We start from the raw sequence: 23221 nt of genomic DNA on the forward strand, positions 1-23221 counted from the left end.
CGCCGGGGACTCGCGACATCCTGCCGCACTGCCACCCGACCCCCGAAGCCGCTGCCGGGCGGGCGAAAAGTTGCAAATGAATCTGTTGACCGCAGCGCAACATTGCCCGTATGGTCGATGCATGTCGCCGATTTCAGCCCCCGCCCGCCTGTTTGCCGCCCCGGTTCGCACCGGCGCCGCGACGGTGCGCGCGGGCGCCGTCGCCACGACTACCCGCACGATTACCACCGGTACTACGAGTCCCGGGCGGAGCGTCGTGCGCAGCTGAAGTTTCCACGCAACGGCCCGCCCTCGACGAGGCGGGCCGGCTGATACCGACACGCCAGCGAGCACGGGCCTCCACCGGAGAGGCCACCGTGATCACCTGTGCACCCGAGCAAGCCAAGCATGTTCCGCTGCCGCCGCTGTCCCCGCATGCCACCGGCAGCACGCGGCTGCGCACGCTGGCGGTGGGCGTGATCGGCCCCGGCCGCGTCGGCAGCGCCCTGCTCGCCCAGCTGCGTGCGGCGCAGCCGCGGCTGGCGCGCACGCTCGGCCTGGACCTCAGGCTTTGCGGCGTGGTCGCCCGCAAGCGCATGTGGCTGGATTGCGACGATGCCGAACTCAACGACCGCCACGGCGGCGCGCAGACCTGGCGCCCGAATGATCTGGACGCGTTCGCCGCGCACGTGCGCGGCACCGACGGCCGCCACGCGCTGCTGATCGACTGCAGCGCCAGCGACGAAGTGGCCTCGCACTATCCGCAGTGGCTGGCCGCGGGCATCCACGTGGTGACGCCGAACAAGCTCGCCGGCAGCGGCCCGCTGCCGCGCTGGCAGGCGATCCACACCGCCTGCGCCGGCGGCGCGCGCTTTCGCTGCGAGGCCACCGTCTGCGCCGGCCTGCCGGTGGTGCAGACCCTGCGCGACCTGCTCGACACCGGCGACGAACTGCTCGCGGTGGAAGGCATGTTCTCCGGCACGCTGGCCTGGCTGTGCAACCGCCACGACGGCCGGCAACCGTTCTCCGCACTGGTGCGCGAGGCGCATGCGCTGGGTTATACCGAGCCCGATCCGCGCGACGATCTTTCCGGCCTGGACGTGGCGCGCAAGCTGGTGATCCTGGCGCGCGAGGCTGGCTGGCCGCTGTCGCTGGAAGACGTCGACCTGGAAAGCCTGGTGCCGGCATCGCTCGCCGCACTGGACCGCGAGGAGTTCTTCGCGCGGCTGGGCGAGCTCGATGCGCCGATGGCCGCCGCGCTGGCCCGCTCGCGCGAGGCTGGCGGCGTGCTGCGCCATGTTGCCCACCTCGACCGCCATGGCCACGCCAGCGTGCGACTGCAGGTGCTGCCGGCCAGCCACGCGTTCGCGCACACGCGGCTGACCGACAACGTGGTGCAGTTCAGCACGCGCCGCTACTGCGATAATCCGCTGCTGGTGCAGGGTCCGGGCGCCGGGCCGGAGGTCACCGCGGCCGGCGTGTTCGCCGACCTGCTGCGCATCGCCGAATCGCTGGCGGTGCATGCATGAACACGCCGCTACAGGAACCGCTCATGGCTGCACACGCACGACCGCCGCACCTCGCCCACGCCTTCGCCCCGGCCAGCGTCGGCAACGTCGGCGTCGGCTTCGACCTGCTCGGCCACAGCGTGGCCGGCGCCGGCGACCGCGCCGAGGTGCGCCGCATCGCGGAACCGGTGGTGCGCATCGCCGCGATCCGCGGCTGCGTGGAAGGCCTGCCGCTCGACCCGCGGCACAATACGGCCGGCACCGCGCTGCTGTCGCTGCATCGCGCACTGAAGCTGCCGTTCGGTTTCGAGCTGGTGCTGCACAAGGGCATTGCGCTGGGCTCGGGCATGGGCGGTTCGGCGGCCTCGTGCGTGGCCGCGCTGGTCGCCGCCAACGCCTTGCTGGAACAGCCGCTGTCGCGCGAGGCGCTGTACCCGTTCGCACTCGACGGCGAAGCGGTGGCCAGCGGCAGCCGCCACGGCGACAACCTCGGCTCGATGCTGCTCGGCGGCCTGGTCCTGGCCACCCACGAGCGCCTGGTGCGCATCGCCGTGCCGGCGGCATGGCACTGTGCGCTGGTGCATCCGCACGTGGTGCTGGAGACGCGCCGCGCGCGCGCCGCGCTGGCCGGCCACTACGAGCTGGGCGAGTTCGTGGCGCAGAGTTCGAACCTCGCCCTGGTGCTGACCGGCTGCCAACGCGGCGACGCGACGCTGGTCCGCGAAGGCCTGAAAGACGTGCTGGTGGAACCGCGCCGCGCCCCGCTGATACCGCACTTCGCGCAGGTGAAGCAGGCCGCGCTCGACCACCACGCCTTCGGCGCCAGCATCTCCGGCGCCGGCCCCAGCGTGTTCGGCTGGTACGACAACCGCGCCGATGCCGAGGCGGCGAGCGTGGCGATGCAGGCCGCCTTCGCCGACGCCGGGCTGGACAGCGACGCGTGGGTGTCGCCGATCGAGGGGCCGGCCGCCACGTTGATCGATTCTCTCGACGAGACCCTGCCATGACCCGGCGCCCCACTTGCAGGAGCCCGCTCGCGGACGATGCTCCGACGGATCCCGAATCCCGGCTTCAAGAGCATCGCCCGCAAGCGGGCTCCTGCGCGAGCACACGCGGAGCGGCGCCGGCCGTACCGATCGGCGAGGCGATCGCCGCCGGCCTCGCCCCCGACGGTGGCCTGTACGTGCCCGAACAGCTGCCGCGGCTCGATCCCGCCGCCTTCGATCCGCACGGCACGCTGGCCGACACCGCCACCACCTTGCTGGAGCCGTTCTTCGCCGGCGACGCGCTGGCCGACGCACTACCCGCGATCTGCGCCGAAGCCTTCACCTTCGACGCACCACTTCGTCCGCTGCCCGCCCATCCGCACACGCTGATGCTGGAGCTGTTCCACGGCCCCACTTCGGCGTTCAAGGATTTCGGCGCGCGCTTCCTCGCCGCCTGCCTGCGCCGGCTACCGCGGGCCGATGCGCGACCGCTGACGATCCTCGTCGCCACCTCCGGCGACACCGGCGCCGCGGTAGCCGCGGCGTTCCACCGCCAGCCGAACGTCCGCGTGGTGATCCTCTACCCCGACGGCCGGGTTTCGCCGCGCCAGGCGCACCAGCTCGGCTGCTTCGGCGACAACGTGACCGCGCTGCGCGTGGCCGGCCGCTTCGACGATTGCCAGCGCATGGTCAAGGCCGCACTCAACGACGCGGCACTGCAGGCCGACGTACCACTGTCCTCCGCCAACAGCATCAGCCTCGGCCGCCTGCTGCCACAGATGAGCTACTACGCCCACGCCGCGCTGCGCTGGTGGCGCGAACACCGCACGCCGCTCAACTTCATCGTCCCCACCGGCAACCTCGGCAACGCCATGGCCTGCCTGTGGGCGCGCGAAATGGGCCTGCCGATCGGCGAAGTGCGCCTGGCCTGCAACGCCAACGCCACCCTGCCCGACTACTTCGCCGGCGCCGACTATCGACCGCGCGAAGCCGTCGCCACCCTCGCCAACGCGATGGACGTCGGCGCGCCCAGCAACTTCGAACGCCTGCGCTGGACCTTCCCCGACGAAACGGAACTCCGCCGTCTGCTGCAAGCCCGCAGCGTCGACGACGTCACCATTGGACACACCATCGCCACGCACGCGCGCGACCACGGCGAGGTGTTCTGCCCGCACACCGCCACGGCGATGCACGAACTGGATCGGCTGCGCGAGGCAGGCGATACGTCCACGTGGGCCATCGTCGCCACCGCGCATCCGGCCAAGTTCGAGGGCGTGGTGGAGCCGCTGATTGGGGCGCCAGTGGCGGTACCACCGCCTCTTGCCACGTTACTGGAACGTCCCTCCAGCGCCAACCCCATCACCGCCGACGACAACGCACTCAGTACGCGACTGCGCCAAGACGGGAAACATTCCGATTGACCCATCTCGATCGTCCGTGTTGTGCTTCCAAAACGGGATTGAACCGACGCCCGACGATCCCCTGGATCGGCAGCAATCGGTCGTGCCGCGAGTTGGAATGCACATGGAGTAGCGCATGAGTCTGAAGGAAATACTGTTGGCCTCCCGAGAAGCGGGAGACTACACGCCAGCCTGGGAGCAATTGGTCAATACCAAGGTGTTCGTATCCGTTATCACCAACGACTCGGGGTCAACGACAAGCGATTTTCGATTCGAGATCGCGAAATCCGAACAAGACGGGAACCCCTACGTCGTGGTGTCCGACAACCTCGACGACTTGACCCGATGTGGCCGCACTACCGCCATACGCGAGAACGCATACAAGCTCATGAAAATGATGCACCCGGGGCTCGGCATGATCGTGGCGCTTGCCGGAGGAGAGCATTTCTACATCCCTCCCGGCCTGATCGACTGGATTCGCAAGAGCGCGCAAGTAGTGGCCGATTCAAGCGGAGGCTAGCATTCAGCTGAGCCTGACGTGAAGAACATGGTCATCTCGGCCTGACAGCAAGCGCACCATGCTGCGTGGTGCCTTGGGTCGCGCGAAATGAATGTCGAGGCCGCGCCTCTTCGGGCGAGTCCGAGGGCAGGAGGCGTTTGTACCGATGCATGTGCAAGGAGAACCTATGGGTGTACACGACTGGGTCACGTTCAAACAAGGCCGCGCGAGATTCGCGGGCGGCATACGCGGTTGGGACGAGGTTGGTCACGAAACGTTTGCCGTCGAGCTGGGTGACCGGGTGCTCTACGGGGAGATCAAGACATCCTTCCTGCCGGACGGCAACAACTTCAACATCGAGATCGTCTCTTTTGGCTACTTCTCCCAGGGAGACGTAGCCATGCCCAGGCCCGGACGTACCTCCACCAGGCTTTCTCCCGACGATATGGTGTTGGCCAGGTCACTGATTTCCGAACTTGTCAGCCACGTCAGCCAGGAAGACGACTCGGTGGAAAAGCCATTCGTCATGTCGTCCGACAGTGAGTCAAGGTTCGCCGGGAATGTGCACTTTGCAGATCACTGGGTGCTTGAAGCGAGCGATCGCGATGATAGGGCCACACCTTGACGTCCTTCGCGAATGACATCCAACGCCTCCGCAGTGCGTCCTCTTTGGCCGATATCCAGAAGATCGTTCGCGGTTACTCCGCCGAGGCGCCGGCCGGAAGCCAAGGAGGCATCCTGTACAGCGGGCGAGTCGGCGAAGTGAGGGCGGAAATCATCGCGCTGGAAATTGCGGATATCACGGGGCAACCGATCATCAACAGAACGCCTCGGGCCGTATTCCTTTCGACCGCGGAACGAGACATCAAGTCGGCGGCGACCCGGATCTATCGCGAACAAGGCCTGTCGCGAACCGCGGCAATGGATTTGGCGACGAGCTTTCTTTACGGACAGAACAATGCCCCGATTCACGGCCCAACTTCGCTGGACGGATGTCTTTGGGGCGAGACTTCAAGGGAATTCGCCGGGTCACTGCGGGGCGATATCTCGCTGATTGCATCGCAGGCGGAGTTCGGGTGCGTCTTCGCCGCTGCAGAAACTCCTGCCGCTCTCGAAAACGGGAACATCATGTCCATCGGGGGGCACTCCACCGACGCGCTGCGCAAACTTGCCCGCCATGGCGAGGCCAGTGAAATTCTTGCCTATACCCAGAGCAGGTTCATAAAAGCTGCGGCAAACGGCATTTTTGTTTCGCCGCAGAACGCGGGCCCAGAGTTATCGAAAATCGTTATCTCCAAGGAGGTCGCAGCGTCACTTGGCCTCGATACCAAAGCATTTTTCTTCACAGCGGATCTCGAAGCGGCGGGCTTGAGACGGATATCGTTGACATCGACTGCACCTCCAAAGGTGCTCGGCACGCCCCCCATGCAATCGACTAGTTTGCCGGCGACGCGAGCCGCAAGCGTGATAGACGTCGAAGCTGGCCAGTACCTGCGCATGGCTGCGACCAAGAGCCTGAGTGCCGGCGCCTTGGCCTTCTTTGCCTATGACGCTTACACCACCGCCAAGCAATACCAGACGCTAAGCGCACAGAGCAACCCGTTCGGAGCGGATGCATTGCTTCGCCGCTATGAAGGGCGCACGGCGGGTGGCGCGATCGGAGGGATCGGAGCGGGTGCCGCCTATGGATTTGTGGCGGGTGCGGAAACTGGCCCCGGCGCGCTCGTCACTGGCGTGGTCGGCAGCGTGGTGGGGGCATTTGAAGGCGACCGGCTTGCCGTGACGATCACCGAGCACAAGGTCAATCATCAGACCGGCGCCGACGGCGTCACCTACCTGTACCAAGGCGGTGTCTGGAAGCACACGCACTATCAGCTCGATCCCGATGGCTCCGCGGTGCCGAACCCTTACGGCGCCCCATCGATGCAGGCGGCGGTGACGACGGCACCGGCCGAGCAGGTGGCACAACTGGACTACCAGCGCATGACCGCGATCACCTCGCTGGCGCTGGCCAATCCGGCCACGCAGGACACGGGGCTGATCGAGCTGGACGGCATCCGCTGGCACGCCACGCGCACCGGTTGGGCGCAGACGGTGGAACTCCCCGGCCTGCCCAACAACAGCTTCGGCATTCCTGCTTTCACGACGGTGGACCGGCCTGCCGATGCGCAGACCGCCAAGGCGCTGGACCAGCTCGCCGCCAACCGCAAGTTCAACAACACGCACTACGCCGAGGCCGTGGCCAACGCCTACGTGATGGATTACTACGGCAAGGGCTGGAGCGAGACCGGTCCTCTGCCCGAGGTTGTTACCCAGGCTCTCGGGCTGGCCAGCGAGAAGCACATCACCGACCCGCAGACCGGGCACGCCTGGAACGCCGACGGCCACGGGCATTTCAGCAGGGAGGAAACGCGGCTGATCGGCAGGGTGGTGATCCACGAGTCGCACGGAGCGAGCGGCGAAGAGCTGTCGCGACTCAGCCAGCTGCAACAGTCGGCCGTTCGCGCGAATGCGGACTACGGCAGACAGTTGATCGCGCAGAAGTACGAAGAGTGGCGGGCGACGCAGGTGCATGCGCCGATCGAGCGCGGCGCCATCGGACCCGATCATCATCCAGCTCCGCCCGAATCCGTGCCAACGTCTCCCGACCTGACATCCGCATCCACACGCACGGCGCCGCCGATCACGCCGGCAAGTTCCGATCGCGCCATGTTCGATGCGCTGGTCGCGGCCGCGCGCACGATGGACATCGACGCCATGCGTTCGATCGGCCAGCAATACCTGCAGTCGGAACAAGGGCAGGCGTGGCTGGCGGCGGGGCAACAACTCAACCAGCAACTTGCGCAACAGGCGGAACGGGAGGCGCAGGTGCGGCAAACGGTGGCGATGCAACGATGAGGATGGAACCCATGAGCCAAGACATCGACAAGTCGAACCATGCGCAGACGGAGGACCTGCGCGCGCTGGCGCTGCAACTGGCGGCATTCACCGGCGTGCTGGAGCAGCGCGGCGAGCAGGTCGTGCAGGAGACTCACGACGCCGTGCAACGCCTCGATCGCGCTGCCCACGGCCTGGCCGGCACTTCCGAACGGCTGGCCGCCAGCGCCATCGACCACATCCGGCAAGCCGCGGCCAGCGCGGTGGCTGGCGGATTGCACCAGCCACTGGAGGGAGCCCGATACACCATGCAGGACGGCACCCAGCAACTCCAGCGTGCCCTCCACGAGCTGGAAGAGCGCACTTGCCGCCTCGGCAAGGCGTTGTCAGCGCATGCGTGGAAGACCTTCGTAGCCAGCGCCGTGGCTTCGCTGGCGGTGATCGGCGTGGCGGTCTGCGTCGGCGTGCGGGCGCATCGGGAAAGCGTGCGCGCCGAATGGATCGGCCAGATCAACACCGCCATCGCCAACGGCAAGCTGGCGCGTTGCGCCGACGGCGGATTGTGCGCGCGCGCGGGCAACAAGTGGATGCGTCTGGACCCCTAGGCGCAGCGCGACATCGTGCTGTCGGTAGCCGATCCCGGCGAGAGCCAATGGTTTCATCTGAATCTATTTGGAAGCCTAGCCGTCCAAATTGCGCTGCGGCGGCTTGGAAGATTTCGTCATGAAGATTTTTGTTGACAGGCTCGCCGGCATCGCTTACGGTCGGCTTCATGTCGCAACGCAGCAGCCACTGCCGCACCGCCGAAATGAACCGTCTCGCGACGGTTGACGGCCTGCTGCAGGCTCGCGGCACGCTCATTATTACCCTCGTACTCGTACTCCTTATTACCAACGGAGGTGCGGGCTGAGGGCATGTGTCCAGGTAGCTAGAAAAACCTGAAAACACCCAAAGAACCCCGCACCCGGTAACGGATGCGGGGTTTTTTTGTGCCTTCGGCGACGCCCACACAGCGGAGCCATGATGAAAAACCCCGACCAGCACAACGCCCCCGCCAGCGACGACGACGTAGCCGCCGACCGCGTGCGCATCTTCGACACCACCTTGCGCGACGGCGAGCAGACGCCCGGTTTCTCGATGGACCGGCGCGCCAAGCTGCGCATGGCGCAGATGCTCGAATCGCTCGGCGTGGACGTGCTCGAGGCGGGTTTTCCGCAGGCCTCGCCGGATGATTTCGCCGCGGTGGCGCAGATCGCCGAGTCGCTGAAATCCACCACCGTGTGCGCGCTGGCGCGCTGCCAGTCCGGCGACATCGACAGCGCCGCCCGCGCGCTGGAGCGGGCACAGCGTTCGCGCATCCACGTTTTCATCTCCACCAGCGCGCTGCATCGCGAGCACAAGCTGGGCATGAGCAAGGCGCAGGTGCTGGATGCCGCGGTGGCCGCGGTGGAACAGGCGCGCGAACGCTGCCACGAAGTGGAGTTCTCCGCCGAGGACGCGATGCGCACCGAGCCGGAGTTCCTCGCCGAGATATTCGCCGCCGCCGTTGCAGCCGGCGCCAGCACGCTCAATGCACCGGACACGGTCGGCTACATGACGCCGGCCGAGATCGCCGAACGTTTCGCCTGGCTGCGTGCCCACGTCGCCGGCGCCGAACGCGTGGTGTTCTCCAGCCATTGCCACAACGACCTCGGCATGGCGGTGGCCAACAGCCTGGCCGCGGTGGAGGCCGGCGCGCGCCAGGTGGAATGCACCGTCAACGGTATCGGCGAGCGCGCCGGCAACGCCGCGCTGGAGGAGATCGTGATGGCGTTGAAGGTGCGCGGCGCGTACTTCGGCGCGGATACCCGCATCGATACGCGCAAGCTGCATCCCGCCTCGCGCCTGCTGTCGCAACTCACCGGCCAGCAGGTGCAGCGCAACAAGGCAATCGTCGGCGCGAACGCCTTCGCGCACGAGTCGGGCATCCACCAGCACGGCATGCTCAAGCATCGCGGCACCTACGAAATCATGCGCCCGCAGGACGTGGGCCTGGCCGAGACCAAGCTGGTGCTGGGCAAGCACTCCGGTCGCGCCGCGCTGCGCCAGCGGTTGCAGGCGCTGGGCCACGCGCCGGGAGAAGCAGCTTTGGACGCGATCTTCGCGCGCTTCAAGACGCTGGCCGACAAGAAGCGCGAGGTGCACGACGAGGATCTGGAAGCGCTGGCGCTGGGCCAGGACCCCGACGCGCTGGGTCCGTGGCGACTGCTGCGTCTGGACACCAGCACGCACCTGGGTGCCGGCGCCTCGGCGGCGGTGAAACTGCGCCACGACGATGGCCGTGAAGCCGCCGAAGCGGCGATCGGCGACGGCCCGGTCGACGCGGTGCTGCGCGCCATCGAACGCGCCACCGACAGCGACCTGCGGCTGACGGATTTCCAGGTGCGCGCGGTCAGCGAGGGCGGCGATGCCCAGGGCCAGGCTCGGCTGGTCGCCCGCCATGCCGGCCGCGACTGGAACGGCGACGGCGTCAGCACCGACATCGTCGAAGCCACCGCGCAGGCCGCGCTGGCCATCGTCAATCGCATCGAACGACACGCGCCGGTCACGCCAGCGACCGCATCCCCAACCCCACGCAACACCAAAGCCCTGGGAGCCACCGCATGAGTACGCCCTTCGTCTGGCACAACGGCCGGATCAAGCCGTGGGCCGATGCCAACGTCCACGTCAGCACGCACGCACTGCACTACGGCTCGTCGGTGTTCGAGGGCGAGCGCGTCTATGCCACACCGAACGGGCCAGCCTATTTTCGCCTGGCCGAACACACCCGCCGGCTGTTCGAGTCGGCGCGCGTCTACGAGATCGAGGTGGGCTACAGCGAAGACGAGATCAACGCCGCGTGCCTGGAACTGATCCGCGCCAACGCGATGCCGTCGGCCTACGTGCGGCCGATCGTGTTCCGCGGCGCCGGCGGGTTGGGCGTGCTGGCAAGGGATGGCGCGCCGGTGGAGGTGGCGATCATCGCGCTGAACTGGGGCGCGTACCTGGGCGAGGCGGCCGAGCGCGGTGCCGACGTGTGCGTGTCGTCGTGGAACCGTCCCGCGCCGAACACCATCCCCAGCTGGGCCAAGGCCGGCGGCAACTACCTGTCCAGCCAGCTGATCGGACTGGAGGCACGCCGCAACGGCTACGACGAGGGCATCGCGCTGGGCCACAACGGCCTGCTCAGCGAAGGTGCCGGCGAGAATCTGTTCCTGGTGAAGCGCGGCAAGCTGCTCACCCCGCCGTCCAGCGCCGGCATCCTGGCCGGCATCACGCGCGACGCGGTACTCACCCTGGCCGCGGACCTCGGCATCGCGGTGGAGGAGCGCGAGCTGCCGCGCGAGGCGTTGTATTCCGCCGACGAAGTGTTCATGACCGGTACCGCCGCCGAAATCACCCCGGTGCGTTCGGTCGACCGCAAGGCGATCGGCAAGGGCGCACCGGGGCCGATCACGAAGGCTTTGCAGCAGGCGTTCTTCGGCCTGTTCGACGGCCGCACCGAGGATCGCTACGGCTGGTTGAGTGTGGTCAATGCAGTCGTCCCTGATTGTGGCTCAGCACCAGCTGGTGATCGCGCTCAGGGACGAGCGCACGAAGTGACGGAGGTCGCGGCATGACCTCACGGACCCTCTTCGAGAAAGTCTGGGACGCCCACGTCGTCGTCGCCGAAACCGCCGACACGCCGGCGGTGATCTACGTCGACCTGCACCTGGTGCACGAGGTCACCTCGCCGCAGGCGTTCAGCGAACTGCGCGAGCGTGGGCTGAAACTGCGCCGGCCCGACCGCATGCTGGCCACGCTGGATCATTCCACGCCGACCCTGCCGACGAATGCCGACGGCAGCCGCCCGTATGCGAACGCCGAGGCGCAGGCGCAGGTCGCGCAGCTGGAAGCGAACTGCCGCGAGTTCGGCGTCGAACTGCACGGCTGGGACAGTGCCGACCGCGGCATCGTGCACGTGATCGGCCCCGAGCTGGGCGCGACCCAGCCGGGCATGACCATCGTCTGCGGCGACAGCCACACCTCGACCCACGGCGCGTTCGGCGCGCTGGCGTTCGGCATCGGCACCACCGAGGTCGGCCACGTGATGGCCACGCAGTGCCTGCTGCAACGCAGGCCGAAGACCATGGCTATCCACGTGGACGGCCAATTGCCACCGGGCGTGGGCGCGAAGGACCTGATCCTGCACATCATTGGCACGATCGGTGTCGATGGCGGCACCGGTTACGTGCTGGAGTATCGCGGCGCGGCGATCGAGGCGCTGTCGATGGACGAGCGCATGACCGTCTGCAACATGTCGATCGAGGCCGGCGCGCGCGCCGGGCTGATCGCGCCGGACGAGACCACGTTCGCCTGGCTGAAGGATCGCCCGCGCGTGCCGCAGGGCGCGGCGTGGGACGCGGCGGTGGCGAGGTGGCGCGCATTGCGCAGCGACGACGGCGCGCGCTACGACCGCGAGGTGCGCATCGACGCCGGCGCGGTGAGACCCACCGTCACCTACGGCACCCATCCGGGCATGGCGATCGCGATGGACGCGCCGGTACCGGCGGCGACGAATGCGCAGGAACGCCGCGCGCTCGACTACATGCAGAGCACGCCCGGCCAGCCGATGCAGGGCACGCCGGTCGACGTCGTGTTCGTCGGCAGCTGCACCAACTCGCGCCTGTCCGACCTGCGCGAAGCGGCGCGCGTGCTGCATGGCCGACGCATCGCGCAAGGTGTACGCATGCTGGTGGTGCCCGGTTCCGAGGCGGTGCGCCGCGACGCCGAGCGCGAAGGCCTGCACCACGTGTTCACCGCCGCCGGCGCCGAGTGGCGCGTGCCCGGCTGCTCGATGTGCATCGCGATGAACGGCGACCTGGCGCAGCCGGGACAACTGGTGGTCTCCACCTCCAACCGCAACTTCGAGGGCCGCCAGGGCAAGGGCGCACGCACCGTGCTGGCCAGCCCGGCCACCGCCGCCGCGTCGGCGATCGCCGGGCGCATCGCCGATCCGCGCGAGTACACGACGCAGGAGCAAGCCGCATGAAACCGATCAGCCGCCTCCACTCCCGCACCGCCGTGCTGGCCGACGAGAACATCGACACCGACCGCATCATCCCGGCGCGCTTCCTCACCACCACCACGCGCGAGGGGCTGGGCCAGCTGTGCTTCCACGACTGGCGCTACCAGGCCGACGGCAGCGACAACCCGGCGTTCCCGCTGAACCGGCCCGAGGCACGCGGCTGCGCGATCCTCATCGCCGGGCGCAACTTCGGCTGCGGCTCCTCGCGCGAGCATGCGCCATGGGCCTTGCTGGATTACGGCATCCGCGCGGTGCTGTGCAGCGAGATCGCGGACATCTTCCGCGGCAACGCGCTGAAGAACGGCCTGCTGGCGATCGTCATCGACGAACTGGAACACCGCTGGCTGCTCAGGCACCCCGGCATCGAGCTGGCGATCGACGTGCGCGAGCAGTACATCGCGCTGCCCGACGGCGGCCGCATCCCGTTCCGTCTGGAACCGTTCGCGCGGCACTGCCTGCTCAACGGCGTCGACCAGCTCGGCTACCTGCTGCAGCAGGGTGAGGCCATCCATCGGTACGAACAACAGGAGCAAGCGGCATGAAGGCACGCATCGTCACCCTGCCCGGCGATGGCGTCGGCCCGGAGGTCACCGCCGCCGCGGTGGCCGTATTGAAGACCGTGGCCGCACGCCATGAGCACGTGTTCGCGTTCGAGGAGCAGCTGATCGGCGGCATCGCGATCGACGCCACCGGCGAACCGCTGCCGGCCGCTTCGCTGGCCGCGTGCCGGTCCGCCGATGCGGTGCTGCTGGGCGCCGTTGGCGGCCCGAAGTGGTCCGATCCGAACGCATCCGTGCGCCCCGAACAGGGTCTGCTGGCGCTGCGTGCTGCGCTCGCCGTGTACGCGAACCTGCGCCCGCTGCAGGTGCATCCGGCGCTGGCCGACCTGTCGCCGCTGAAGAACGACAAGCTGAAGCACGTCGACGTGCTGTTCGTGCGCGAACTCACCGGCGGCGCCTACTTCGGTGCGAAGACACGCAGCGCCGACGCCGCCACCGACGAGTGCAGGTACACCGTGGCCGAGATCGAGCGCGTGGTGCGCCGCGCGTTCGAGCTGGCGCGCGGGCGCCGCCGCCATGTCACCTCGGTCGACAAGGCGAACGTGCTGGAAACTTCGCGCCTGTGGCGCAGCACGGTGCAGCGCATCGCCGCCGACTACCCCGACGTCAAGCTCGAGCACCAGCTGGTCGACTCGATGGCGATGCTGCTGCTGACCCAGCCGAACCGCTACGACGTGGTGGTCACCGAGAACCTGTTCGGCGACATCCTCACCGACGAGGCCGCCGCGCTGGCCGGCTCGCTCGGCCTGCTGCCGTCGGCGTCGCTGGGCGACGGTCGCCGTGGACTGTACGAACCGATCCACGGCTCGGCGCCGGACATCGCCGGCCAGGGCGTGGCCAACCCGGTCGGCGCCATCCTTTCCGCCGCGCTGCTGCTGCGCCATTCGCTGGGCCTGGAAGCCGAAGCGGCGGCGATCGAATCGGCGGTCGAGCAGGTGCTGCGCCACGGCCCGCACAGTCGCGACATCGGCGGCAGCGCCGGCACCGACGAGGTGCGCGATGCAGTGATCGCCGCGATCGACGAGCACGCCGGCAGCGCCGCCGTGTTCTTTGCCGGAGCACGCGCATGCGGCTGATCCGGCCAGCTTTCCCCGGCGGGCACACGGACGTGCCCGCATTTTCTGCCGCCCCCTGCGCGCATGCGACATGGATGGCTCCTGCACGCCGCGATGGCGCCGACTCCCTCGCCATTCCGTCGACCTCCCTCGCGCGCAGGGGGCGCTTTTCCATTCGCTGCCAATCGACTTCATGGCGAGCACCCACCCCTCATCCGCCCCTTCGAGGCCCCTTCATTCGGGCCATCCCTGGCCCTCACCCTGCGGGGGGCTGGCGCCGTGCAAATCGGCCTTCCTGCCGATTTGTCTCCCCGTCAAGGGAGTTAGTCCTTCGGAGCTTTCTTCATGCGCAGTGACCTGATCAAGAGCGGCCCCGACCGCGCGCCCGCCCGTGCCATGTTGCGCGCCACCGGCCTGGACGACGCCGCGCTGAAGAAGCCGCTGGTGGCGGTGGTGCACACCTGGTCGGACGTCTCGCCGTGCAACCTCAACCTGCGCGATCTCGCGCAGGCAGCGATGGAAGGCGTGCGCGCTGCCGGCGGCACGCCGGTGGAGTTCAACACCATCGCGGTCACCGACGGCATCGCCATGGGCACGCCGGGCATGCGCTATTCGCTGGTCAGCCGCGAGGTCATCACCGACTCGATCGAGGCGGCGGTGGAAGGCCACCTGTGCGACGCCATGGTGGTGCTGTGCGGCTGCGACAAGACCATCCCCGCTGCCGCGATGGCAATGGCGCGGCTGGACATCCCGGCCGTCGCGCTCTATGGCGGCACCATCGCGCATGGCCTGCACAAGAACCGGCCGATCACCATCCAGCAGGTGTTCGAGGCGGTGGGCGCGCACGGCGCAGGCAAGATCGACGACGCGGAACTGCACGCGGTGGAATGCGACGCCTGCGGCGGCGCCGGCGCCTGCGGCGGCCAGTTCACCGCCAACACCATGGCGATGGTGCTGACCACGCTGGGGCTGTCGCCGATGGGACTGAACGACATTCCTGCCACCCATCCGGACAAGCTCGCCGCCGCGCGCCGCTGCGGCGAGCTGGTGATGGACTGCCTGCGCGAGGGCCGCACGCCGCGTGCCCTGATCAGCCGCACCGCGATGCACAACGCCGCGCGCATGGTCGCGGCCACCGCCGGCTCCACCAACGCGGTGCTGCACCTGCTCGCGATCGCCCGCGAGGCCGGCGTGGACTGGTCGCTGGAGGATTTCCAGCCGGCCACCGAGGCCACTCCGGTGATCGCCGACCTGCTGCCCTCCGGCCGCTACACCGCGGTGGAGATGTTCGACGCCGGCGGCGCCGCGCGCGTGGCGCAGGAGCTGATCGAAGCCGGCATGCTGATCGACGCGCCCACCGTCACCGGCCGCAGCCTGTTCGCGGAGGCCGCCGCCGCGCCACGCTTCGCCGACCAACCGGTGATCGCGCCCGTGAGTGCGCCGCTGAAACCGCACGGCGGCTATTCCATTCTCTACGGCAATCTCGCGCCGGATGGCTGCATCCTGAAGATCCCCGGCAAGCACGGCCCCGGCCACGGCGGCGCCCGCTTCGAGGGCAGCGCACGCGTGTTCGAGAGCGAGGAGGCTGCCTTCGCCGCCGTGCAGGAAGGCCGCATCGCGAAGGGCGACGTGGTGGTGATCCGCAACGAAGGCCCGGCCGGCGGCCCCGGCATGCGCGAGATGCTCGGCGTCACCGCCGCGCTGATCGGCCGCGGTCTCGGCGACGACGTGGCGCTGATCACCGACGGCCGCTTCTCCGGCGCCACCCACGGCTTCATGGTCGGCCACATGGCGCCGGAAGCCGCCCGCGGCGGGCCGATCGCGCTGCTGGCCGACGGCGACTGCATCCGCATCGACGCGCTCGCCCGCGAAATTTCCACCGACGCCGACCTCGCCGCGCGCCGCGCGCGGTGGCAGCCACCGGCACCGAAAGTCAGCCGCGGCGTGCTCGCCAAGTTCGCCCTGCTCGTCGGCTCGGCTTCCGACGGCGCCACCACGCAACCCGCCTCACCCGCACCGCACACCACCATCGCATCCAACCAGGGAGTCACCGCATGAGCAGCAACAACACCCTCGCCAAATCCCGCATCGCCGTGCTCGGCTACGGCAGCCAGGGCCGCGCGCACGCGCTGAACCTGCGCGACTCCGGCCTCGACGTGGTGGTCGGCCTGCGCCCGAACGGGCCGACCTGGCACAAGGCGAAAGCCGACGGCTTCAAGGTCGCCGAGCCGGCCGAGGCGGTGAAAGGCGCCGACCTGGTCGCCGTGCTCACGCCCGACATGGTGCAGCCCGCGCTGTACAAGGAAGCGATCGAGCCGAACCTCAAGCCCGGCGCCGCGCTCTTGTTCGCGCACGGTTTCAACGTGCATTTCGGGCAGATCGTGCCGCGCGCCGACGTCGACGTGATCCTGGTCGCACCCAAGGGCCCCGGCGCGCTGGTGCGCAGCGAGTACGAGCGCGGCCGCGGCGTGCCGTGCATCTGGGCGGTGCACCAGGACGTCAGCGGCCAGGCCGAGGCGAAGACGAAAGGCTACGCCGACGGCATCGGCGGCGGCCGCGCGATGCTCATCAAGACCGACTTCAAGGAAGAGACCGAGACCGACCTGTTCGGCGAGCAGGCGGTGCTCTGCGGCGGCGCCAGCGAGCTGGTGACCAAGGGTTTCGAGACCCTGGTGGAAGCCGGCTACCAGCCGGAGATCGCCTATTACGAGGTGATGCACGAGCTGAAGCTGATCGTCGACCTGTTCTACGAGGGCGGCCTGGCCAAGATGCTGCAGTTCGTCTCCGAGACCGCGCAGTACGGCGACTACGTCAGCGGCCCGCGGGTGGTCGACGCCGGCGTGAAGGCGCGCATGAAGGAAGTGCTCACCGACATCCAGGACGGCACCTTCGCGCGCAACTGGACGGCCGAATACAAGGCCGGCCTGCCGAACTACAACCGGCTCAAGCAGGCCGACCTCGCGCATCCGATCGAGCAGGTCGGCGCGAAGCTGCGGGCACAGATGCCGTGGCTGCAGCCAAGCGCACCGAAGACCGTCGTCGAGCCGCTGAAGAAAGCCGGTTGAATCCCCGCGGGTCGGCCGGTACTTCGCCGGCGACCCGCATGACTTGTCCCGACATCACGAGGTTTGCCATGAAACGCTTCCACATCGCCCTGGCCGTTGCCGACCTGGACGCCTCCGTCGCCGATTACAGCGCCCGCCTGGGCCAGCCGCCGCACGCGCTGGTGCCCGGCAGCTACGCCCTGTGGCGTACCGACCAGCTCAACTTCTCGATCAGCCGCGAACCCGCGCACGCCGGACAGTTGCGCCACGTGGGTTTCGAGGACGACGACGCGCGCGGCTTCACCTGCGAGGCCGACGTCAACGGCATCGCGTGGGAGAACTTCTCCGCCGTGGCGCAGGAGCTGCGGATCATCTCGACCTACGGCGTCCCCGTGCACCAGGGCGCCGCGGAAGAACTGATCCGCAACTGAGCCGCACCTCTTCGACCCGCCGGCCCGACCGGCACCGCCAGGAGTCATCGTGACCACCTCTTCCCCACCCGCCAGCGCGGCCGTCGCCGTCGCCCATCCCTCACCCATCGCGGTGCCGGCCAGCGGCGCCGAGGCGATCGTGCAGGTGCTCGCCGACGAGGGCGTGGAGGTGATCTTCGGCTACTCCGGCGGCGCGATCCTGCCGGTGTACGACGCGGTGTTCCGCCACAACGCCTTGCACCCCCGCGAAGACGGCGGCGAGTCGATGCCGCTGGTGGTGCCGGCCAACGAGCAGGGCGCCGGGTTCATGGCGGCCGGCTACGCGCGCGCCTCGGGCAAGGTCGGCGTGGCCATCGTCACCTCCGGCCCGGGTGCGACCAACATGGTCACGCCGGTGCGCGACTCGATGGCTGACTCGATTCCGCTGGTGGTGATCTGCGGCCAGGTCGGCACCGCCTCGATCGGCAGCGACGCGTTCCAGGAGGCGCCGGTCAGCAACATCATGGGCGCCTGCGCCAAGCACGTGTTCCTGGTCACCGATGCGGCGCAGCTGGAGGCGACCGTGCGCACCGCGTTCACCCTGGCGCGCAGCGGCCGCCCCGGCCCGGTGGTGGTGGACGTGCCCAAGGACGTGCAGAACGCCGCGATCGACTGGCACGGCAGCGGCGAACTGCTGCTCGGCGGCTATCGCTCGCGGCTGCGCACGGTGGAGCAGGCCAGCCTCTCCGACACGGACTGCGCGGCGTTCTTTGCCGCGCTGGCGCAGGCGCGGCGACCGCTGATCTACGCCGGCGGCGGCGTGATCGCGGCGGAGGCCAGCACGGCGCTGCGCGACTTCGTCGACGCCTTCGGGCTGCCGGTCACCACCACCTTGATGGGCCTGGGCGCGTTCGACACCGCCGACCCGCGCGCGCTGCACATGCTCGGCATGCACGGCACCGCCTATGCGAACTACGCGGTGGAAGACTGCGACTTCGTGCTGGCGTTGGGCGCGCGCTTCGACGATCGCGTGGCCGGCGTGCCGGACAGGTTCGCGCCGGGCGCGAAGTTCATCGCGCAGATCGACATCGACCCGGCCGAGATCGGCAAGGTCAAGCGCGTGGACTGGCACCACGTCGGCCCGCTCACGCGCGCGCTGGAACGGCTCACCGCGTACGGCCGCGCGCACGCCATCGCGCCGCAGCTCGCCGCGTGGCATGCGCACGTGGCCGGGCTCAAGCGCACGCACGCCATGGACTACGACCGCGCCAGCGCGCTGATCCAGCCATACGCGGTGATCGAGGCGCTCAACCGCCACACGCAGGGCCGCGCGATCATCAGCACCGGCGTCGGCCAGCACCAGATGTGGGCGGCGCAGTACTTCGATTTCCGCGCGCCACGGCATTGGCTCACCTCCGGCTCGATGGGCACGATGGGCTTCGGCCTGCCCGCGGCGATCGGCGCGCAGTTCGCGCACCCGGGCAAGCTCGTGATCGACATCGACGGCGACGCCAGCATCCGCATGAACATCGGCGAGCTGGAAACCGTCACCACCTACGGCCTGCCGCTGAAGGTCGTGGTGCTCAACAACAGCGGCGACGGCATGGTGCGGCAGTGGCAGCGGCTGTATTTCAAGGGTCGCTTTGCCGGCTCCGACAAGAGCCTGCACAAGAAGGATTTCGTGCTCGCCGCGCAGGCCGACGGATTCGCCTGGGCGCGACGACTCGACCAGCCGGCCGCGCTGGAGGCGACCGTCGCCGATTTCCTCGCCTTCGCCGGCCCGGCCTTCCTCGAAGTGGTGATCGACCCGGACGCCGGCGTGTACCCGATGGTCGGCCCCGGCGCCAGCTACGCGCAGATGATCACCGGCGATTTCATCGCCTCGCGCAAGGCGGCAGCCGTGGACGAAGGCGCGACGTCGCACATGTTCTGAGCTTTCGATTTTCCCTTCTCCCTCCGGTGACCGCAGGGAAAGGACCACCCACGGAGCATCGCCATGAACCACACCCTGTCCATCCTGCTGCAGAACGAAGCCGGCGCGCTGGTGCGCGTGGCCGGGCTGTTTGCCGCGCGCGGCTACAACATCGACACGCTGACCGTCGGCCCCACGCACGACCCGTCGGTGTCGCGGCTGGTCCTCACCGTGCAATGCGACGAGGCCGGGCTGGGCCGGATCATGCAGCAGACGCGCAAGCTGGTGGACGTGCTGCAGGTGGCGCACCCGGCCGCCGCGCTCGCCGCGTGAATGCAGCCGCGCCACTGCCGCTCGACGGCGACGACGCCCTGCTCGCGCAGATCCTCGGCGCCCGCGTGCATGACGTGGCGCGCGAATCGGCGCTGGACGAGGCGCCGTTGCTCGGCGCACGGCTGGGCCGGCGCGTACTGCTCAAGCGCGAGGACCAGCAGAGCGTGTTCTCGTTCAAGCTGCGCGGCGCGTACAACCGCATGGTGCAGCTGGATGCGGCACAGCGCGCGCGTGGCGTGATCGCCGCCTCGGCCGGCAACCACGCGCAAGGCGTGGCGCTGGCCGCGGCGAAGCTGGGTATCCGCGCCACCATCGTGATGCCGGTGACCGCGCCGCAGGTGAAGGTGGATGCGGTGCGCCGCTTCGGCGGCGCGATGGTCGAGGTGCTGCTGGCCGGCGACTCCTACAGCGAGGCCCAGGCCGCCGCCGCGCAACTGCAAGCCGAGCGCGCTGCGGTGTTCGTGCATCCGTTCGACGACCCGGCGGTGATCGCCGGCCAGGGCACCATCGCGCTGGAGATCCTGCGCCAGCACCCCGGCCCGCTGCAGGCGGTGTTCGTGCCGGTCGGCGGCGGCGGCCTGCTCGCCGGCGTGGCCGCGTGCATCAAGGCGCTGCGGCCTGCGGTGCAGGTGATCGGCGTGCAGGCGGCGGATTCGGACGCGATGGCGCGCTCGCTGGAGCGCGGCGAGCGCGTGGTGCTGGACGAGGTGGGCCTGTTCGCCGACGGCACCGCGGTGAAGCAGGTCGGCGCGCTGACCTTTTCGCTGTGCCGGCAGCACGTCGATGCCATGCTGCGGGTGGATGCCGACGCGATCTGCGCGGCGATCCGCGACGTCTACCACGACACCCGCAGCGTGCCCGAGCCCGCCGGCGCACTCGCCCTGGCCGGGCTGAAGCAGTACGCCGCCGCGCACCCCGGCGACGACGGCACGCTGGTGGCGATCGTCTCCGGCGCCAACATGAACTTCGACCGCCTGCGCTTCGTCGCCGAGCGCGCCGAGCTGGGCGAGCAGCGCGAGGCGGTGTTCGCGGTGACCATCCCGGAGGAGCGCGGCAGCTTCCGCCGCTTCTGCGCCACGCTGGGCCGGCACCAGATCACCGAGTTCAACTACCGCATCGGCGACACGCACAGCGCACACATCTTCGTCGGCGTGCAGATCGCCAGCCGCGCCGAACGCGAGGCGCTGGTCGCCGCCTTCCATGCGCAGGCCTTCGCCGTGCTCGACCTCACCGACGACGAACTGGCCAAGCTGCACCTGCGCCACATGGTCGGCGGCCGCTCGCCGCTGGCCCGCGACGAACTGCTGTACCGCTTCGAATTCCCCGAACGCCCCGGCGCCCTGGTGCACTTCCTCGACCAGCTGCACCCGGACTGGAACATCAGCCTGTTCCACTACCGCAACCACGGCGCCGACCACGGCCGCATCCTGGTCGGCCTGCAGGTGCCGGCCGCCGAACACGCCCTGTTCGCGCGGTTCCTCGCCACGCTCGGCTACCCGCACGTGGACGACAGCGCGCACCCGGCCTACCGCTTGCTGCTGCGCACGTGAGCGGGAAGCGTCCTGCGGACGGCCGAAGGATGAACGGCTAGAACAGGTCGATGCTGCCCGCGGCGAGGCCACGGCCGAGTGCGCCGCAGGCGCCGAGTTCCTCGTAGCCGCGCACGCCGTCGCGGCCGTGCTGCTTGACGAAATACAGCGCCTGGTCGGCGCGGTCGAGCGCCACGGCGGGGTAGTCGTGCGCGCCGATGCGCGAGTAGCCGATGCTGATGGTGACGTGACCGACCAGCGGGAAGGCGAAGCGGGCGACGTGCGCGCGGAAGCGTTCCAGCACGCCGTGCACGGTGACCTCGTCGGTGGCGCTGAACAGGGCCACGAACTCCTCGCCGCCGAAGCGGAACAGCACGTCGCCGCGACGGAAGCAGGCGCGCATCTGCTGTGCCAGCAGCAGGATCACCTCGTCGCCGTAGACGTGGCCGAAATTGTCGTTGATGTGCTTGAAATGGTCGATGTCCACGATCGCCAGCCACACCTGCGCCGCCTCGCCGGCCGGCGCCGCGCGCTGCTCCTGCGCGGGCGGAACGGCATGCGGATACGGCCGCAGCGGCGTATCGCGCAGTTGCAGCATCCGCTGCAACTGGCGCTCCAGGCTGCGCCGGTTGTACAGGCCGGTCAGCTTGTCGTGCTCGCTCTCGTGCAGCAGCGCGGTGTAGTTGGCGTAGATGCGCGCGAAGCCGTCGATCAGCGACCGGCTGCGCAGCGGCGCCAGCGCGCTGTCCAGTTGCAGCGCACCGATCGCATGCCCTTCACGCACGATCGGCACCAGCTGGCGATGCAGGCCGTTGCGGGTTTCGGTCTGCGCCTGCATGTCCTGCAGGCAGCGATGAATCGGGCCCAGCGCCGCACCCAGGCATTCCGGTTCCAGCGGATGCACCTGGTACGCGCCGACGCTGTCGGGCGAGCAGCACACCACGCTTTCCAGCGCGCTGTCCTCGGGGAAGCACTTGGCCAGGGTCACGCGGCGCGCACCGGTCAGTTCGGCCAGGGTCAGCACCAGGCTGTGGTCGAGCGCGTCGAGATCGCGGTGATGGGTGAGCGCCGCCAGCGAATCGAGCACGCGCCATTCGTCGGGCGCCTCGACGGCCGCCGGCCGCGCCGTCAGCACCTCGCTGCACGGGTCGGCCAGCTCCAGGCTGTCTTCCTCGATGAATTCGTGCTCGATCACGGACACTCCCGGCGCCACGCGCCCGGACTCGGTTGCGGGGACCCGACTGGGCCCTCCAGTGTCGGTATCGGCCCCGCGGGGGCAGTCTTTAGCGCGGGATCAGGCCATCCCGCCGTTTACCCCGATCACCTGGCCGTTGATGTAGCCGGCCGCCTCCGAGCACAGGAACGCCACCAGTGCCGCCACTTCCTCCGGCGTGCCGGCGCGCTGGGCCGGCACCAGCTCGCGGATGCGTTCGGGCGGGAACGCGGCGTCGGCCATGCGCCCCTCGATCACGCCAGGCGCGACCACGTTGACGGTGATCCCGCGCGAGGCCATTTCGCGCGCCAGCGATTTGCTGGCGCCATGCAGCGCGGCCTTGGCGGCAGCGTAGTTGGTCTGCCCGCGGTTGCCCAGCAGCGCCGCGACCGAGCTGATCGACACGATGCGGCCGAAGCGCGCGCGCGCCATCGGCAGCAGCAGCGGCTGGGTGACATTGAAGAAGCCGTGCAGGCTCACGTCGATCACCCGGTGCCATTGCTCGGAGCTCATCCCGGCCATCGGCGCGTCGTCGTGGATGCCGGCGTTGTTGATCACCGCATGGATGCAGCCCTCGCCGAGCAGCACGTCCAGCGCCGCGCGGGTGACCTCGGCGTCGCTCACGTCGAAGGCGGTGGCCTGCGCACTGCCGCCGCCGGCGACGATTTCGCCGACCACCGCCTCGGCGCGATGCAGGCTGCGGTTCGCGTGCACGATCACGTGGTAGCCGCCGCCGGCCAGTGCCTGGGCGATGGCGCCGCCGAGCTCGCCGCTGCCACCGGTGACCAGGGCGCGTCGCAGGGAGGTGGGAGTGGGCATGGGCGACCTCG

19 protein-coding genes and 1 pseudogene are annotated in these 23221 nt (G+C 69.2%); 18 read left to right on the forward strand and 2 right to left on the reverse strand.

Features of this window, described 5'->3' with window-relative positions; all coding sequences use genetic code 11:
- Nucleotides 1–356 precede the first annotated feature (356 nt).
- From ACFCQI_RS06260 to ilvA, 18 genes and pseudogenes are all read left to right on the forward strand, one after another.
- A complete protein-coding gene (locus tag ACFCQI_RS06260; protein WP_395120572.1) occupies nucleotides 357–1508 on the forward strand; it encodes a homoserine dehydrogenase in 1152 nt (383 codons plus the stop codon).
- Nucleotides 1505–2494: a homoserine kinase gene (locus ACFCQI_RS06265; protein ID WP_395120574.1), complete on the forward strand. Its 990-nt coding sequence runs from the start codon at nucleotides 1505–1507 to the stop codon at nucleotides 2492–2494. The genes ACFCQI_RS06260 and ACFCQI_RS06265 overlap by 4 nt, the downstream gene beginning before the upstream one ends.
- A 98-nt stretch (nucleotides 2495–2592) precedes the next feature.
- Nucleotides 2593–3894 (forward strand): annotated as a pseudogene (gene thrC / locus ACFCQI_RS06270) (threonine synthase); the annotation flags it as partial.
- Nucleotides 3895–4009: 115 nt separating this feature from the next.
- The gene (locus ACFCQI_RS06275) at nucleotides 4010–4393 is read left to right on the forward strand and encodes a hypothetical protein (protein ID WP_395120575.1); all 384 of its coding nucleotides are present in this window, start codon (nucleotides 4010–4012) and stop codon (nucleotides 4391–4393) included.
- A gap of 166 nt (nucleotides 4394–4559) precedes the next feature.
- Nucleotides 4560–4997, forward strand: a complete 438-nt coding sequence (locus tag ACFCQI_RS06280) for a hypothetical protein (protein ID WP_395120577.1) — start codon at nucleotides 4560–4562, stop codon at nucleotides 4995–4997.
- A gap of 44 nt (nucleotides 4998–5041) precedes the next feature.
- The gene (locus tag ACFCQI_RS06285; RefSeq protein ID WP_395120578.1) at nucleotides 5042–7270 is read left to right on the forward strand and encodes a hypothetical protein; all 2229 of its coding nucleotides are present in this window, start codon (nucleotides 5042–5044) and stop codon (nucleotides 7268–7270) included.
- 11 nt (nucleotides 7271–7281) lie between these two features.
- Nucleotides 7282–7854, forward strand: coding sequence for a hypothetical protein (locus ACFCQI_RS06290; RefSeq protein WP_395120580.1), 573 nt, complete (start codon nucleotides 7282–7284; stop codon nucleotides 7852–7854).
- Nucleotides 7855–8272: 418 nt separating this feature from the next.
- Nucleotides 8273–9895, forward strand: a complete 1623-nt coding sequence (locus ACFCQI_RS06295) for a 2-isopropylmalate synthase (protein ID WP_395120582.1) — start codon at nucleotides 8273–8275, stop codon at nucleotides 9893–9895.
- Nucleotides 9892–10887 carry a branched-chain amino acid transaminase gene (locus tag ACFCQI_RS06300; RefSeq protein WP_395120584.1) on the forward strand — a complete coding sequence of 332 codons (996 nt, stop codon included), beginning with the start codon at nucleotides 9892–9894 and terminating at the stop codon, nucleotides 10885–10887. Before ACFCQI_RS06295 ends, ACFCQI_RS06300 begins: the two co-directional genes overlap by 4 nt.
- Nucleotides 10884–12299 (forward strand): 3-isopropylmalate dehydratase large subunit, encoded by a 1416-nt coding sequence (leuC, locus tag ACFCQI_RS06305; RefSeq protein WP_395120586.1) that lies wholly within the window; start codon nucleotides 10884–10886, stop codon nucleotides 12297–12299. The genes ACFCQI_RS06300 and leuC overlap by 4 nt, the downstream gene beginning before the upstream one ends.
- A complete protein-coding gene (leuD, locus tag ACFCQI_RS06310) occupies nucleotides 12296–12877 on the forward strand; it encodes a 3-isopropylmalate dehydratase small subunit (protein WP_395120588.1) in 582 nt (193 codons plus the stop codon). Before leuC ends, leuD begins: the two co-directional genes overlap by 4 nt.
- The gene (gene leuB, locus ACFCQI_RS06315) at nucleotides 12874–13971 is read left to right on the forward strand and encodes a 3-isopropylmalate dehydrogenase (RefSeq protein WP_395120590.1); all 1098 of its coding nucleotides are present in this window, start codon (nucleotides 12874–12876) and stop codon (nucleotides 13969–13971) included. Before leuD ends, leuB begins: the two co-directional genes overlap by 4 nt.
- Nucleotides 13972–14295: 324 nt before the next feature.
- The gene (locus tag ACFCQI_RS06320) at nucleotides 14296–16008 is read left to right on the forward strand and encodes a dihydroxy-acid dehydratase (protein WP_395120592.1); all 1713 of its coding nucleotides are present in this window, start codon (nucleotides 14296–14298) and stop codon (nucleotides 16006–16008) included.
- On the forward strand, nucleotides 16005–17015 hold the full coding sequence (gene ilvC / locus ACFCQI_RS06325; RefSeq protein WP_395120594.1) for a ketol-acid reductoisomerase: 1011 nt from the start codon (nucleotides 16005–16007) through the stop codon (nucleotides 17013–17015). Before ACFCQI_RS06320 ends, ilvC begins: the two co-directional genes overlap by 4 nt.
- Nucleotides 17016–17083: 68 nt before the next feature.
- Nucleotides 17084–17425: a hypothetical protein gene (locus ACFCQI_RS06330; RefSeq protein WP_395120596.1), complete on the forward strand. Its 342-nt coding sequence runs from the start codon at nucleotides 17084–17086 to the stop codon at nucleotides 17423–17425.
- A gap of 106 nt (nucleotides 17426–17531) precedes the next feature.
- Complete coding sequence (ilvB, locus tag ACFCQI_RS06335; RefSeq protein WP_395121283.1) at nucleotides 17532–19337, forward strand: biosynthetic-type acetolactate synthase large subunit; 1806 nt, start codon at nucleotides 17532–17534, stop codon at nucleotides 19335–19337.
- A 63-nt stretch (nucleotides 19338–19400) separates the two neighbouring features.
- The gene (gene ilvN, locus ACFCQI_RS06340) at nucleotides 19401–19649 is read left to right on the forward strand and encodes an acetolactate synthase small subunit (protein WP_395120598.1); all 249 of its coding nucleotides are present in this window, start codon (nucleotides 19401–19403) and stop codon (nucleotides 19647–19649) included.
- Complete coding sequence (gene ilvA / locus ACFCQI_RS06345; protein WP_395120600.1) at nucleotides 19646–21199, forward strand: threonine ammonia-lyase, biosynthetic; 1554 nt, start codon at nucleotides 19646–19648, stop codon at nucleotides 21197–21199. The genes ilvN and ilvA overlap by 4 nt, the downstream gene beginning before the upstream one ends.
- 37 nt (nucleotides 21200–21236) lie before the next feature.
- On the opposite strand, the gene ACFCQI_RS06350 is transcribed toward ilvA, so the two are convergent.
- Nucleotides 21237–22373, reverse strand: coding sequence for a diguanylate cyclase domain-containing protein (locus ACFCQI_RS06350; RefSeq protein ID WP_395120602.1), 1137 nt, complete (start codon nucleotides 22371–22373; stop codon nucleotides 21237–21239).
- A gap of 99 nt (nucleotides 22374–22472) precedes the next feature.
- Nucleotides 22473–23210, reverse strand: coding sequence for a 3-oxoacyl-ACP reductase FabG (fabG, locus tag ACFCQI_RS06355; protein WP_395120604.1), 738 nt, complete (start codon nucleotides 23208–23210; stop codon nucleotides 22473–22475).
- Nucleotides 23211–23221: the final 11 nt, after the last annotated feature.

Origin of the sequence: Rhodanobacter sp. FW102-FHT14D06 (genome assembly GCF_043950705.1) — a bacterium.
Classification (GTDB): Bacteria; Pseudomonadota; Gammaproteobacteria; order Xanthomonadales; family Rhodanobacteraceae; genus Rhodanobacter.